Source organism: Tunturibacter gelidoferens, assembly GCF_040358255.1.
Classification (GTDB): domain Bacteria; phylum Acidobacteriota; class Terriglobia; order Terriglobales; family Acidobacteriaceae; genus Edaphobacter; species Edaphobacter gelidiferens.
Window position 1 is genome coordinate 1,816,890 of sequence record NZ_CP132938.1, and the last position, 13,066, is coordinate 1,829,955.

At 57.9% G+C, this 13,066-nt stretch carries 14 protein-coding genes; 8 read left to right on the forward strand and 6 right to left on the reverse strand.

All coding sequences use genetic code 11. The annotated features are described in order from the left end of the window. Positions 1-35: 35 nt before the first annotated feature. From rplM to RBB81_RS08225, 6 genes are all read left to right on the forward strand, one after another. Positions 36-539, forward strand: a complete 504-nt coding sequence (gene rplM / locus RBB81_RS08200) for a 50S ribosomal protein L13 (RefSeq protein WP_353073339.1) — start codon at positions 36-38, stop codon at positions 537-539. Positions 540-615: 76 nt separating this feature from the next. Further along, positions 616-1,011: a 30S ribosomal protein S9 gene (gene rpsI, locus RBB81_RS08205; RefSeq protein ID WP_353073340.1), complete on the forward strand. Its 396-nt coding sequence runs from the start codon at positions 616-618 to the stop codon at positions 1,009-1,011. Between the two features lie 184 nt (positions 1,012-1,195). Next, positions 1,196-2,131: a 30S ribosomal protein S2 gene (rpsB, locus tag RBB81_RS08210; RefSeq protein ID WP_353073341.1), complete on the forward strand. Its 936-nt coding sequence runs from the start codon at positions 1,196-1,198 to the stop codon at positions 2,129-2,131. A gap of 143 nt (positions 2,132-2,274) precedes the next feature. Further along, positions 2,275-2,937: a translation elongation factor Ts gene (locus RBB81_RS08215; protein ID WP_353073342.1), complete on the forward strand. Its 663-nt coding sequence runs from the start codon at positions 2,275-2,277 to the stop codon at positions 2,935-2,937. Between the two features lie 419 nt (positions 2,938-3,356). Next, positions 3,357-3,797: a hypothetical protein gene (locus tag RBB81_RS08220; protein ID WP_183789897.1), complete on the forward strand. Its 441-nt coding sequence runs from the start codon at positions 3,357-3,359 to the stop codon at positions 3,795-3,797. Between the two features lie 70 nt (positions 3,798-3,867). Further along, a complete protein-coding gene (locus tag RBB81_RS08225; protein WP_183789895.1) occupies positions 3,868-4,452 on the forward strand; it encodes a beta-class carbonic anhydrase in 585 nt (194 codons plus the stop codon). Between the two features lie 144 nt (positions 4,453-4,596). Here RBB81_RS08225 and RBB81_RS08230 read toward each other — a convergent pair whose 3' ends face one another. From RBB81_RS08230 to RBB81_RS08240, 3 genes are all read right to left on the reverse strand, one after another. Beyond that, positions 4,597-5,061, reverse strand: a complete 465-nt coding sequence (locus RBB81_RS08230; protein ID WP_353073343.1) for a hypothetical protein — start codon at positions 5,059-5,061, stop codon at positions 4,597-4,599. Positions 5,062-5,349: 288 nt separating this feature from the next. Continuing rightward, the gene (locus RBB81_RS08235; RefSeq protein ID WP_183789891.1) at positions 5,350-6,309 is read right to left on the reverse strand and encodes a hypothetical protein; all 960 of its coding nucleotides are present in this window, start codon (positions 6,307-6,309) and stop codon (positions 5,350-5,352) included. A 214-nt stretch (positions 6,310-6,523) separates the two neighbouring features. After that, on the reverse strand, positions 6,524-6,988 hold the full coding sequence (locus RBB81_RS08240; protein WP_353073344.1) for a hypothetical protein: 465 nt from the start codon (positions 6,986-6,988) through the stop codon (positions 6,524-6,526). Positions 6,989-7,177: 189 nt separating this feature from the next. On the opposite strand from RBB81_RS08240, the gene pyrH reads away from it, so the two are divergent. Continuing rightward, positions 7,178-7,882, forward strand: coding sequence for a UMP kinase (gene pyrH, locus RBB81_RS08245; RefSeq protein ID WP_179581495.1), 705 nt, complete (start codon positions 7,178-7,180; stop codon positions 7,880-7,882). A 250-nt stretch (positions 7,883-8,132) separates the two neighbouring features. Beyond that, entirely contained in the window at positions 8,133-9,317 is a 1,185-nt protein-coding gene (locus tag RBB81_RS08250; RefSeq protein WP_353073345.1) for an acyltransferase family protein, read from the forward strand. A gap of 47 nt (positions 9,318-9,364) precedes the next feature. Here RBB81_RS08250 and RBB81_RS08255 read toward each other — a convergent pair whose 3' ends face one another. The 3 genes from RBB81_RS08255 to RBB81_RS08265 form a co-directional block, all read right to left on the reverse strand. Then, on the reverse strand, positions 9,365-9,607 hold the full coding sequence (locus tag RBB81_RS08255; protein ID WP_353073346.1) for a hypothetical protein: 243 nt from the start codon (positions 9,605-9,607) through the stop codon (positions 9,365-9,367). Between the two features lie 530 nt (positions 9,608-10,137). Then, the gene (locus RBB81_RS08260) at positions 10,138-11,460 is read right to left on the reverse strand and encodes a lactonase family protein (protein ID WP_179581497.1); all 1,323 of its coding nucleotides are present in this window, start codon (positions 11,458-11,460) and stop codon (positions 10,138-10,140) included. Between the two features lie 105 nt (positions 11,461-11,565). Further along, positions 11,566-12,795 carry a beta-propeller fold lactonase family protein gene (locus RBB81_RS08265; RefSeq protein WP_179581498.1) on the reverse strand — a complete coding sequence of 410 codons (1,230 nt, stop codon included), beginning with the start codon at positions 12,793-12,795 and terminating at the stop codon, positions 11,566-11,568. Positions 12,796-13,066: the final 271 nt, after the last annotated feature.

Sequence of the window (13,066 nt, forward strand, 5' to 3'; positions counted from 1 at the left end):
ACTGAAGACGGCAGAAACAAGGAGTAACCCAAACGATGTCCACCACGATTCCGAGTGGCAAAGATATTAAGCGCAAGTGGTACGTGCTTGATGCCAGCGGTAAGACCCTCGGCCGCCTCGCAACTCAGGCCGCCTCGGTCCTCGCCGGCAAGACCAACCCCCTCTACACCCCCTACATCGATATGGGCGATCACGTCGTTATCATCAACGCCGAAAAGATCGTGCTGACCGGCCTCAAGTCTGACCAGAAGCTCTATCGCCGCTACACCGGATTCCCCGGTGGTCTCCGCGAAGAGTCCTTCATCAAGCTGCTCGCCCGTCGCCCCGAAGCCATCGTCGAGCAGGCCGTCAAGGGCATGCTTCCCAAGTCCAAGCTCGGCCGCCAGATGGCCACCAAGCTCAAGGTCTACAAGGGAGCACAGCACCCCCACCTCGCCCAGCAGCCCGTTGCCATGGACTTCCATGCCTCCAACGCGCCCAAGGTTCTCACCTCCAAGGTCATGGTGCCGACTCATCCGGCTCACTCCCTCGAAGGCTAAGCTTCCCCTCCCGAATCATGGGAGCTAACGAGTTTTGGGGCATCAGCCCCGGGTTTTCAAAAGTTCAAGGAGCACCATGGCAGATCTGATTCAGTACTACGGAACCGGCCGTCGCAAGTCCTCGATCGCACGCGTCTTCCTGCGTCCAGGCAGCGGCAAATTCACCGTCAACAAAAAAGAGTGTGACATCTACTTCGTCACCGCTCAACAGCGCGCAGCCGCCAAGCGCTCCCTCGGCATCGCCGACATCGGCGAGACCTTCGACGTCATCACCACCGTAAAGGGTGGCGGCGTCATGGGCCAGGCCGATGCAGTCAAGCTCGGCATCGCTCGCGCCCTCATGGTATTCAACCCCGAGCTCCGTAAGGCGCTCAAGGCAGAAGGCCTCGTTACCCGCGACTCGCGTGGTAAAGAGCGCAAGAAATACGGTCAGAAGGGCGCTCGCGCTCGCTTCCAGTTCTCCAAACGGTAATTGGAATGCAGCCTTTAGCTGTTGGCTTTTAGCTTTTAGCTAAGAGCCAACGGCTAATAGCTAAAAGCTGGCTTTCGCATCACCCGCAGGCTTCAACCCTTGCGGCAAGGAGTCAAATCTCCCTTACGAGGGATCAATCCAGGCACCGGAGCACCGGTCCGGCTGTCTTAAACCAAGGAGCTACATGGCAAATATCACTATGAAAGAACTGCTCGAAGCTGGCGTTCACTTCGGGCATCAGACCAAGCGCTGGAACCCAAAGATGAAGGAGTACATCTTCGGCGAGCGCAACGGTATCTACATCATCGACCTGCAGAAGACCCTCAAGATGTTCAAAGAGGCCTCCAAGTTCGTCACCGATCTCACCTCCACCGGCAAGCTCATCCTCTTCGTCGGCACCAAGCGCCAGGCGCAGGATGCCATCGCCGAAGAAGCCACCCGCGCCGGCATGCCCTACATCAACAGCCGCTGGCTCGGTGGTCTTCTCACCAACTGGGTCACCGTGCAGAAGTCGGTCAAGCGCCTCACCGAGCTCGACGACATGTCGACCGACGGTCGCTACGAGCTCCTCACCAAGAAGGAAGTCATCAAGCTCGAGCGCGAGCGCAAGCACCTCACCACCAACCTCGCCGGTATCAAGACCATGAAGCGCCTTCCCGACGCCATCTTCGTCGTTGACTCCAACAACGAAGCCATCGCCGTCGCCGAAGCCCGCAAGCTCGGCATCCCGGTCGTCGCCGTCGTCGACACCAACTGCGACCCCACCGTCGTCGACTACGTCATCCCCGGCAACGACGACGCCCTCCGCGCCATCCGCCTCTTCACCACGAAGATCGCCGATTCCGCCTACGAAGGCGTCCAGATGGTCTCCGAGAAGGCCTTCGCCACCGAGTCCGCTGACGTTCAGCCCCTCGCAGTCTCTCCCGAGTACGTCGGTGAAGATGGCGAGAGCGAAGGCGTAGAAGTCCACGCCGCCGCCGAGCCCACCGAAGCTGCTCCCGAAGAAGACGAGACCGTCGACCTCGCTGCAGTCCTCGGCGGAAACATCCGCAAGGCTCCTTCGGCCGCCTCCGAGCCCGAAGCCGAGTCCGAGCCCATCTCAGCCCAGGCCGCCGTCTAGCACCATCTATCGTGCCGAAAGGCCGTCGCAAGGGAAAAGCAGGGCATTAGCCGTGCCGTAACCGTCTCTTGTTATTTTGGTGGGGCGCGGGCATCCAGCCCGCGCCCCCTTTCGCAGAAAACCGCAACTCAAGGAAACGCACAATGACTGAAACCGCCGTAAAGATCGACGCAAAACTCGTCAAAGAACTCCGTGAAAAGTCCGGCGCCCCCATGGGCGACTGCTTGAAAGCGCTGCAAGAGGCTAAAGGCGAGATGGAAGCCGCCTTCGTCGTCCTCCGCAAGCGTGGCATGGCCTCGGCCGCCAAGAAGGCTACCCGCACCACCAACGAAGGCGCAGTCGGAACCTACATCCACGCCGGCGGCAAGATCGGTGTTCTCCTCGAACTCAACTGCGAGTCGGACTTCGTAGCCCGCACCGACGACTTCCAGGAACTCCTCCGCGACGTCGCCATGCACATCGCCGCCGTAGACCCCCGCTTCGTCAGTCGCGAGGACGTCACCGAAGCCGACCTCGAGCGCGAGAAGGACGTCTACCGCGCCCAGGCCGCAGCCTCCGGCAAGCCCGCCGAGATCATCGAGAAGATGCTCACCGGCAAGCTCGCCAAGTTCTACGAAGAGTTCTGCCTCCTCGACCAGCCCTTCATCAAGGAAGCCTCGCAGACCATCGGCCAGCTCATCGCCAGCAAAGTCGCCAAGCTCGGCGAGAACATCAGCGTCCGCCGCTTCGCCCGCTTCAAGGTAGGCGCCACCGACTGGACCGTAGCCCAGGCCAAGGCAGCCGTCACCGAAGAAGCCGCCTCCTAATCTGTAACCATCATCGATACAAAGAGCCCGGGCCACCAGCCCGGGCTTTATGTTTTTAGCCTGTCATCAAGTTTTAACTGCGAAGAATCGTCATCGCGACCGAAGTCGCGCAGTCTTATCGCGCGACGTAGTGGAGAGGCCCCTGCATTTTGCCTGAGCCGGCGCCTCTTCCTTGAACAGTCCTCGCTTGACTCGCTACCTCACCTCCACTAATCTCCAACCATGCACTTCGCCTCTGCAGCCCGTTATTGTTGTCCGCCCAGCCTCTAGGCTGACGACACCTCAGGGCACCGCAGACCCCTCCAGATCAATCGTCAGTCGAACATCCAAGCGCTCTTTTCCCGCTTTGACCTCCGGTCAGGCATCCCTTCCCGCGCCGACATCTCAGCCAACGACGATCAATCACGGAGACTACACCGATGCGCAGACTCATAAGCCTTCCTCTCGCTGTCCTCACTCTCATCGCACCCATCACGATTAAGGCTCAAGCCACAGCACCCACTCCCGCAAAGCCCTATCTCGTCGAGTGGGTCTACAGAGTCCAGTACGGCCACCAGGACGAGTGGTGGTCTCTCTTCCGCAAGTATCAAATCGCCGCCCTCGACCGTGAGCAGCAGCTAGGGTACATCACCAGCTACACCGTCTATGGCCCCGGTCTGCACACCTCGGAGGACAGCCGCTGGGACTACCGAATCGTCATCACCTACAAAGACCAACCCTCCTCCACTCACGAAGGCGAAGTCCTGCACCAACTCTTCTCCGACCAGAACACTCTCCACAAAGAAGAGAACCGCCGATGGGAACTTACCTCGAACCACTACGATCTCCCCATCCACATCGTCGATCCCCACGCAGAATAATCCGCACCATCATCCCACCACAAATTCGCCACAACCCACGATCGAACCAGCACACTCAGGAGACACCACCATGAGTAAGATCCTTACCGAAGTCCTCTCCGCCAACGAATCCTACGCCAGCAACTTCGGCGAAAAATCCAAACTAGCTCTCCCACCAGCCCGCGGCTTTGCCATCCTCACCTGTATGGACGCCCGCCTCGACCCCGCCAAATACGCAGGCCTCGCCGAAGGAGACGCCCACGTTATTCGCAACGCCGGCGGCCGCGCCTCAGACGACGCCATCCGCTCTCTCGTCATCAGCTACAAGCTTCTCGGCACCAAAGAGTTCTTCGTCATCCACCACACCGACTGCGGCATGCAGTTCTTCACCAACGATGTCATCCGCGGCCTCCTCGCCAACAGTCTCGAAACCGCAGCCCTCACCCCCGAAGGCTTCAAAGATGTGGGCAAAGGCCCAGGCTCCACAGCAGCCGAGTTCGTCGAGTTCCTCACCATCAAAGATCAGGCCGAGTCAGTTCTCGCCGATGTAACTCGCATCCGCACCAGCCCGCTCGTGCCGAAGTCCATCCCCATCTACGGCTACATCTACGACGTAAAATCCGGCAAACTCATAGAGGTCTCCGCCGCGACTGCAGCCGGCCAAGCCCTTCTATAAAACTGGCGAAGAAGGTCGTCAACCTGACCCTGAGCGTCGAAACCCAGAAGCAAACCACTTACCCTGAGCGCTCACCATGCAGGAAAGCCCGGACACTGTCCGGGCTTCTCTCAATCCATACTAGTTAAGCAGGCTGACGACCTTCTACTGCCAATGCCCAGCCTTCTCAGCGTTATCCACAATCGTATGAGCGTAGTCGATTTCAGCGATTGCATGGTTTCGAAGTTGTTTCGCCTGCGGCAGCTCCTCCGCGTTCTCCAGATCCTTGTGCGCGCTCAGAAGCAGCTCGTTGGCCTTGTGGAAACGCTCCCGCGGACTCAGGCCCGGATCGACCTTATAGGAATCATGCAGGCTCTTATCCTCATCGATCGACGCCTGCTTGATCTCGCTCACCGCCGCATCAATGTGTTTTGTCGCCGCATCGGCGTCGCGCTTCACCGGCTCTGGCGCCGACATTCCTTCATTCAGATACCGCCGCGCTGCACGCAGGTCGCTGAGCGCATGCTGATAAGCCGGGTGAGCACCAGGTGCCCCTTGTGCCTGAACCACCGGGACCGCTGTCACCATCAGAGTAGCGGCTAAGATTGCAAACCGCATATTCAATGCCATATTTATCTCCTTCTTATGCCTTTGGAGTGTTGCGTAAAATCTCAAACCATCTTGGAGGACGTGGTCTTCGCCCAAACTCGCAACTGCCCGTCCGCACAGCACGAGCGAAGACCCAGACAATACTCCAGTGATAGATGCAAGTGTTGGCCTTTGGGAAGTACGACCCGTAAGTCACAGCAACGGAACGCGTCATCGTCGCGAAAACCAGTGAGCGAAATAATCCCGCAGCCGTCTAACCACGATCAAGGAGTGTCACGCCATGAGCAAGATCCTCCCGAAGTCCGCGCCTCAACGCGAAGACACGGAGTACTGCACCAGCACCCCATTCACAAAATCCGCCTGAACCCTCTCATCCTTGCTCTTATACGTGCATGAGGTGATCCCCATCCCATTCTCTGTTCGGTCATGCGCCTCCACCGCCGGGCCATACAGAGCCTCCACCTGCTCTCTGCTCATCCCTTTCTTCAAACTCTGCGCCGGATCAGCACCATTGTCCGAGGGATGCACCGCCAGTCCCGTACCTTCGCCCGGAGCCCCTCCAGCGGGATGCGCCCCGTCAGCCCCCGTCGCGTCTCCCGAAAACGAGACATACTGCGCCAGCGCACTCTCAATCACCTGCGGCGTCAATGAATCCCCCATCGCTCGTGCGTTCAATTTGATATTGAATCGCGACCCACCCTGTTGCCGCTTCATCGCCACCTGCCCCGTCCTTCTTTCAGCATCATCCTGGGCTCGCGCGCTATCGATCCGATTACGCCTCTCGCGCTCAGACCTCACATAATCAAGTTCACGCTGCAACGAGCGCCGCTTATCCGGATCGCTTTCGTTGCTGATCTGGTTCTCCAGATCCTTCTCCCGGTCGCTCTTCTCCGCTGGCGTGAAGTGGACCGCAGTATCCGTGTTATCCCCCGCTGTCCCATATCCCCCACCGCCAAGCTGAAACTCGACGTTATCCTTGTTCACCTTTACCTTCGTGACCATCACCGTATCGCCCCGCTGCAGCGACACCCCGAACTGCTTCAACCGGTCTCCATAGCTCTTCGCGTCCAGCGGCTGAGGCCGGTTCGGATAGATGTCCACACCCTTCTGCGTCCCCGGCATATCCATCTTCACAACCACCTGCTTGCCTTCAAAGAAAGAGGAAAGAGCCTCCGGGTTCTGCGCCGCCACGCGAGACGCACCCACCAAAACAAGTACAACCCAAGCCAGCGAACAGAAACCCACCGACAACCAGCGGCATCGACGCATCGCACCTCCTCCACTATCTACCCGCGAATAGAAAAAAAGGCCCTGGGATTATGCAGTTCAGAACGAAATTATCACAGCCTCTTCTCCATCTTTCAATTCTCTCTTCCGCTGAATCACCCGAATGAAAAAAGAGCTCCAGGCGTGCTCAGACTAAAGCACAAAGAGAAGAGGGGAGCGCACTAACGCTCCCCTCTGGCATTTCAAGCGACAGCGTCTACTCCCAGTGAGCCGTCCGCTCCGCATTGTCCACGATCGTATGTGCGTAATCGATCTCCGCGATCGCATGGTTCCGAAGCTGACGCGCCTGCGGTACATCTTCGGCGCGCTCCAGATCCCTGTGCGCCGCAAGCAGAAGCTCATTAGCTTTGCGGAACCGGTCATGCGCGCTCAGACCAGTATCGATGTGGAACGGATCGTTCAAGCCTTTACCATCATCGATCGAAGCCTGCTTGATCATGTTGATCGCCGCATCGATGTGGTGAATCGCCTCATTATCCTCTCGCTTCACCGGCGCCCATGCCCATCCATCATTCAGATAATGCCGAGCCGCGCGAAGATCGCTAAGCGCATGCAGATAGGCAGGGTGCGGTCCCGGAACCTCTTGTGCCTGCATCGTCATTGGCACCGCCGCTGCAACAATACCGGCTGTCAAAACCATCAAACGTACTTTGCTGAACATTTACTTTCTCCTTGGGCTGCGTCGTATCGTGCCCGCACCCAGCAATACCCACCTTAACCCGCAAAGTTGTGCACAACCTTTACAAGCTCCACCAAAGTTGTAAACAAAATCTGGTGTCGAGCCGTCTATAGGCTCGAATTTAACCACCCAATAATCTCCCCCCTGCACCATGCGATACTTAGTTCTGACATGTACAAAAGAGTCCTCCTCAAGATCTCAGGCGAAGCTCTGGCCGCAGGCAAAGGTTTTGGCATTGACGCCGTCTTTATTCACAAAATAGCAGCCGAGATCGCCGCCGTCCACGCCCTCGGCTGCGAGATCGCCATCGTCGTCGGTGGTGGAAACTTCTTCCGCGGCGTCGCCCAGCAGGCCATCGACATGGACCGCGTCGCCGCCGATCACATGGGCATGCTCTCCACCGTCATCAACGCCATCGCCCTTCAAGACGCCATCGAGAAGCTGGGCCTCTTCTGCCGCGTCATGTCCGCCATCGAGATGCACGAAGTAGCCGAGCCCTACATCCGCCGCCGCGCCATGCGCCACCTCGAGAAGAACCGCATCGTCATCTTCGCCGCCGGAACCGGCAACCCTTTCTTCTCCACCGACACCGCTGCCAGCCTACGCGCCATGGAGATCAAAGCCGACATCCTCCTCAAGGCCACCTCCGTCGACGGCATCTACACTGCCGACCCCAAAGTCGATGACAAAGCCACAAAATTCGAACAGATCACCTACAGCGAAATGCTCCGCCTCAACCTCCGCGTCATGGACACCACCGCCGTCTCCCTCTGTCGCGACAACAACATGCCCATGATGGTCTTCAGCATGCGCGAGCCCGGCAACATCGTTCGCGTCGTCAGCGGCGAAAAAATCGGCTCCCTCGTCACAGCCTGAGGCTGAGATCGGTCGTTCTTGCCGTTACCGTCCTTTTGTTGTCATCCCGCTAGGGATCTGCGTTTGTTCTTGCCCTTACGTATCCTTTCGCAGCGCAGCGGAGAAATCTGCCGTGATCCCACGACCTCCGGCTCGAAATCACGAAGTTGATGCGAATTATGTCGTCTTCCGTGTACCCTCGCGCGTCCAATCCTAAGAAACCGCGTTAGACAGAGTTGAACGGTACTATCCCATTCAAGCAGGACGTATAGTGAATCCCAGCCTTCTGGAACCAGAGATCGAGCAGCCGCAGACCCCTGCCCAACCACCCGCGGCCATCACCACCCGCAAGCCGCCCCTGCCGGCTCTCACCGGTATCCGCACTCTGCTGGCCATCTTCATCATTCTCTTCCACTTCACGCCGCCACACCTCGGCCTCCTCTATCCCATCATCGGTAACGGCTACGTCTTCGTCGGCGTCTTCTTTCTCATCTCCGGCTACGTCCTTACCTACAACTACGCCGACCGCGCAAACACCCTGGTCAAACGCGAGTTCTGGCTGGCCCGCTTCTCCCGGCTCTACCCCATCTACCTCCTCGTGCTCCTCATCTCCTTCCGCATGGTGCAGGACGAGTGGCACGCCCGCTCCCGCTTCGAGTTCTGGCAGGGAATCATCCTCACCCCCCTCGTCCTCCAGGGTTGGAGTCCCTCCGTCGCCACCTTCTGGAACACCGTCGCCTGGACTCTCTCGAGCGAAGTCGTCCTCTACGCCGCCTTCCCTTGGCTCATTCGTCTTCCGTGGCCCAAAAAGCCGATCCAGCTCGTCTTTCTTCTCGCAGCTCTCTGGATCATCGGCCTGTTCCCCCACTCCCTCTATCTCTGGCTCAACCCCGACCACATCGTCGGTCCGGTCGACCGCTACAGCTCCACCCAGCTCATTCGATTCCTCAAGTACACCCCACTCCCGTACGTCTGCACCTTCCTCATTGGCGTCACCCTGGGCAAACTCCAACACGCCCTCACCATCACCTCACGTCAGCGCCTCCTTCTCTCTTTTGCCAGCCTGGCCCTTGTGGGAGTCTTCTTCTACACCCTGGTTCTCCGCACACCCTATCTCCTCATGCACGGCGGCCTGATGACCCCCGTCTTCGCCGCCCTGGTCCTCGGCCTCAGTGGGCCTCACGCAATCTCGGCCATCTTCTCCTGGCGTCCTCTCCTACTGATCGGTGAAAGCAGCTACTGCCTCTACCTGCTCCATTTCAATGTCTTCCAACTCCTCCACATCTACCGTGTGCCGGAGCGACTGCACCTGTCAGCCCTCGAGCCTTGGCTCTCCTACGTAATCCTTATCTTGCTGGCTTTGGCCGCCTTCCACTTCGTAGAAACCCCTGCCCGTAAAGCCATCCTCACACGCTTCTCCCGCAAACCCCGCATGCTGTCACCCGTCTCAAACTAGCGACCTCCGCAGCCGCAACGCTCCCGATGCACCGTCGCGCCCTAGTTTCAAGTCATTATTCGTTCCACGATTGTTTCCTGGCGCCGTTCGTTCTTTTCGTTCGTTCTTTTGCTGTGTTCTGTTTGCTTGTCCTTTTGGCTTGTCCTTTTGGCTTGTTCTTTTTGGTTTGTTCTTTTGGTTGTCATCCCGTAGGGATCTGCTTCTGTCTTTGTCGTTGCAGCTACAGTTGCTTGTTCTTTTGGTTGTCGTCCCGTAGGGATCTGCTGTTGCTGTTCTTCCTTTTTCTCCACCGGATTCCCCTGCCACCGCCTAGTCTCGCTGGCCTTACCTGAGTCGTGCCTGCCATTCCAGCCGTCCAAGAACCCCCAAGAATCCTGTCAAGCCCCAAAGTCGCCAATCACCGCGCCAGACAAGGAGAAACGCGTGGCGTATTAGTTTCGGTCGATCCGCTATACTTAATTCAGAGCTCAAAAGAGATGCCCTCGGACAAATCCGAGGGCTTTATGTTTAAGGGGGATTAACCTAACTCGTTTGCTTGGACGAATTTAGCCGTAACCCGTTTCGAATGACGATTTTGCGCGAAGCAATGTTTTATAAATCATTGAAAATAAATGAGTTACGGCGTAATACCAGGGGGGGGGGGGTGCCTCACAGAAAGGTATAAGGGAAGCAGTATAGGTACTGACCAACGGCCTCAGTCAGTCGAAAGAACGCAGTCGCACCCGAGTCACGGGAATTTCAGGAAACAGAAGGAAGCCAATAGCCAGGAGCGCAAAAAAGCCCCGCAATAGCGGGGCTCTCAGCACAACCGGGAACGCCGTTACTCGACTATGATCTGCGTCGGATGCGAACCATTCGCCACTGCCACTGCACAGGTCGGCAGTGCGCCCGAGGGGAACGGCGTATTCTGCACCTGCTTCAGCGTGCCGTTTTGAGGGGCCAGTTGAAACGCCGAGACATCGCCTTCGAGGTTGTTCGACGTATAGAGGTAAACGCCGAGTGCCGGTTCGATCGCAACGCAGGTTGGACCCGTGCCCGTGGCCGTCGAAGCAGAACCGACGGACCCCGTCGGATTCCCCGAGTTTTGATCGATCGTATAAGCGCCAACCGTTCCAGAGGAGAAGTTCGCGACATACAGGAACTTGCCACGCGGATCGACCGTCACACCCACCGGGAAGAGACCCGTTGGGAACTGGTTATTGACCATCGGGGTCAGCGACCCATCTGCATTGGCTGTTTTGCCGTAGAGCACATTGGCCGCCTGGTCCGTGACATACACAAACCGGGAGGAAGGATCTTCCGCGATCGCGCTCGGTGTGATCCCCACGCCATAACCGGTTGCCACCGTCTTGCCCGTAGCATCGGTCGTGATCGTGGTCCCGGGAGTAGGAGTCAATAACCCCGTCGACATGTTCTGTGAGAAGCCAAGCAACGCAGCCTTAGGCGTCGTCGGTGTCTCCTGATCGATGATGTAAACAAACGAGGTCTGAAGTCCAGATCCCGTGCCGTCGGTCAAAGTGCAGGTCGGATTTCCGGCATTGTAGGCGGCCGACGGTTCGCAGCGCGGACGGCTAACCACAACCCCGACTGGGGTGTTGCCGACGTTGACGGTCTTAGGAGTTCCCAGCGAGCCGTCCTTGGAACTGATTGGAAAGATCGTGATACCGCCAGGCCCAGGCGAAGCGGTCGAGTACAGCTGCTGTCCAGTTGGACCCAGCTGATATTGGAAGGTGACATAAAGAAAAGCACCTGCCGCATCCATCGCAACCGCGGTAGCATTGCTTCCCGTTATGTTGTACGTGTTCTGCAGGTAGATCTTCCCGTCGGTTCCGATTGAGTACTCACCGATGGTTGAATCGTCGTGATTGACGACATACAGATTTAGCCCATTCGGCGAGGCAACCAGGGTCACCGGATTTCTGCCTGCCGGTATCGGTGAATCTGCCAGCGGCGTCAGTGATCCGATCTGGAAGTCCACCGCGTAGGCATTGATCCCACCGTTAGGAGAGGTGCTCGTCAACGGTTTTGCAGTCGTCACGTATACATACGCCAGCGTGTAGTCGCGGCTGCACGCCGTTACGCTCACCAACGCAAAAGACAATATCGAGGCCACTGTTCCGCGACCCATCTTATTCCACTTCATGCTTGCCTAACTCCGGGGCAAATCGTTTCCGCCCGTTCCTGCTGTCCCGATACTCAGAATTCCTACCGACATTCTGTCCTGGTTCTCCAGCTGCCGCTCTGCCAGCTAGTTTACGTTTCCGCTTACTGCGAGGCACGTCGTCTGTCCGGTCGCCGTGAACTTCGACCCTCTGCGCAGATCCGACAGGGTGCCTGTTGTCGAGATCTGCTTCCCGGTCACCGTCCCATCTCCATTTGACGTGTAGATGTATTGATTCGACGGGTCCTCGACCATACAAACCGGCCCTGCGCCGACCGGGTACGGGTTGTTCCCCGGATCGTTCAGCAACTGCAGTGCTCCGTTGGACAGGATATTGAACGCCGAAATCGAGCTGTTCGCATTCGTGGTATCGGTAGTCGACTGGTTCGCGACATAGACAAAGTTCTTCGCAGAGCCTGTCCCGCCGACCAAGGAATAGACCGGATTTGCCGCCGGTGAGGGATTGGTACCCACTCCGTTGTTGATCGTGTTCAACGAGCACGAAGTGGCCCCAACGGTAAACGGAAGAAGCTGCCCCGGACTGTTCGTATTGGGAGCACCTGCATCGGTAATGTAAATATTGCCTCCACCGGCAATAATCGACGTAGGCCGTAGAGCATTCGTACTGTACTTTTGCGTAGTCGTAAGCGTCAGCTGTCCGGCGGTTCCAGCCGCGTAGGGAGAGACGGTCTGGTCAGCTGTATTGAGCGTTAACACGCATCCGCCCAAGACCGCCAACATTGTCGGCGTTTGCCCAACAGGGAAGTACGTCAGCTGCAAGCCCGTCGCGGGATCCTTGATCTGCTGGTTCAATACCAGTGTCAATCGGCCGGTGTTCGGGTCGATCGAGAACACCGTGATGTCCCCGTTCGGAGGTAGTGGAGCCCCATCGAGCGAGGGTGCCTGCTGGTCCAGAACATACAGGAAGTTACCCGTAGTATCGACCGCTGCCCAGACAGGTGTAGTCCCCTGGCTTGTGAAGCACTGCTGGAAGGTCAACACACCCTGTCCGCCAACGCTGAACTCGCTGATGCTGCCCGCGGTTCCGCAAGGCAGGTTGGTTGTTGTTCCATTCCCGCCCCCCTTATTGACCACAAAGACGAAGCGGCCACCCGGCTTCACCACGATCGACACGGGGTTCGCTCCGCCAGAGGTGAACGGCGAATGAGGAATCGTTGTCAGATTTCCCGTAAAGTCATCGATCTTGAAGCCGGCGATCTGGTTGTATTGCGTTCCAAGAACCCACATGAACCCGATCGTGCCGCCACCGCACGCCGTCATGCCCAGACCCATCGCTACGGACACTACCAAGGCCATTGAAACCCGGCCAATCCTGCTCAACTTCATGCGCTTCCTTAATCCTCGCCAGTGAACGTCTTCCGTCCACCTTTTGCCGCGAGCAACTCTGTAGGGTACGATTCCTTCGCTTATTGTAGAAGCTGTCGCGACTTTGTGCCACTTATGCCGCTCATTCTGGTTGGTCTATCCTTCGCGCGCAAGGTCACCACGCCATGGTTACTCCAGCTCCCCCGATCTTAAAGCGAACACGAAAAGCCCAGGCCCGCAGCCCGGGCCTCTGCCTCACTTC

Excerpts from the sequence above, each read along its gene's own strand:
- RBB81_RS08260 (WP_179581497.1), bottom strand. The coding sequence starts at position 11,460 with ATGAAGTGGAATAAGATGGGTCGCGGAACAGTGGCCTCGATATTGTCT.
- RBB81_RS08220 (WP_183789897.1), top strand. The coding sequence starts at position 3,357 with ATGCGCAGACTCATAAGCCTTCCTCTCGCTGTCCTCACTCTCATCGCA.
- RBB81_RS08230 (WP_353073343.1), bottom strand. The coding sequence starts at position 5,061 with ATGGCATTGAATATGCGGTTTGCAATCTTAGCCGCTACTCTGATGGTG.
- rpsI (WP_353073340.1), top strand. The coding sequence starts at position 616 with ATGGCAGATCTGATTCAGTACTACGGAACCGGCCGTCGCAAGTCCTCG.
- RBB81_RS08215 (WP_353073342.1), top strand. The coding sequence starts at position 2,275 with ATGACTGAAACCGCCGTAAAGATCGACGCAAAACTCGTCAAAGAACTC.
- RBB81_RS08225 (WP_183789895.1), top strand. The coding sequence starts at position 3,868 with ATGAGTAAGATCCTTACCGAAGTCCTCTCCGCCAACGAATCCTACGCC.
- RBB81_RS08240 (WP_353073344.1), bottom strand. The coding sequence starts at position 6,988 with ATGTTCAGCAAAGTACGTTTGATGGTTTTGACAGCCGGTATTGTTGCA.
- rpsB (WP_353073341.1), top strand. The coding sequence starts at position 1,196 with ATGGCAAATATCACTATGAAAGAACTGCTCGAAGCTGGCGTTCACTTC.
- RBB81_RS08265 (WP_179581498.1), bottom strand. The coding sequence starts at position 12,795 with ATGGCCTTGGTAGTGTCCGTAGCGATGGGTCTGGGCATGACGGCGTGC.
- RBB81_RS08235 (WP_183789891.1), bottom strand. The coding sequence starts at position 6,309 with ATGCGTCGATGCCGCTGGTTGTCGGTGGGTTTCTGTTCGCTGGCTTGG.
- pyrH (WP_179581495.1), top strand. The coding sequence starts at position 7,178 with ATGTACAAAAGAGTCCTCCTCAAGATCTCAGGCGAAGCTCTGGCCGCA.
- rplM (WP_353073339.1), top strand. The coding sequence starts at position 36 with ATGTCCACCACGATTCCGAGTGGCAAAGATATTAAGCGCAAGTGGTAC.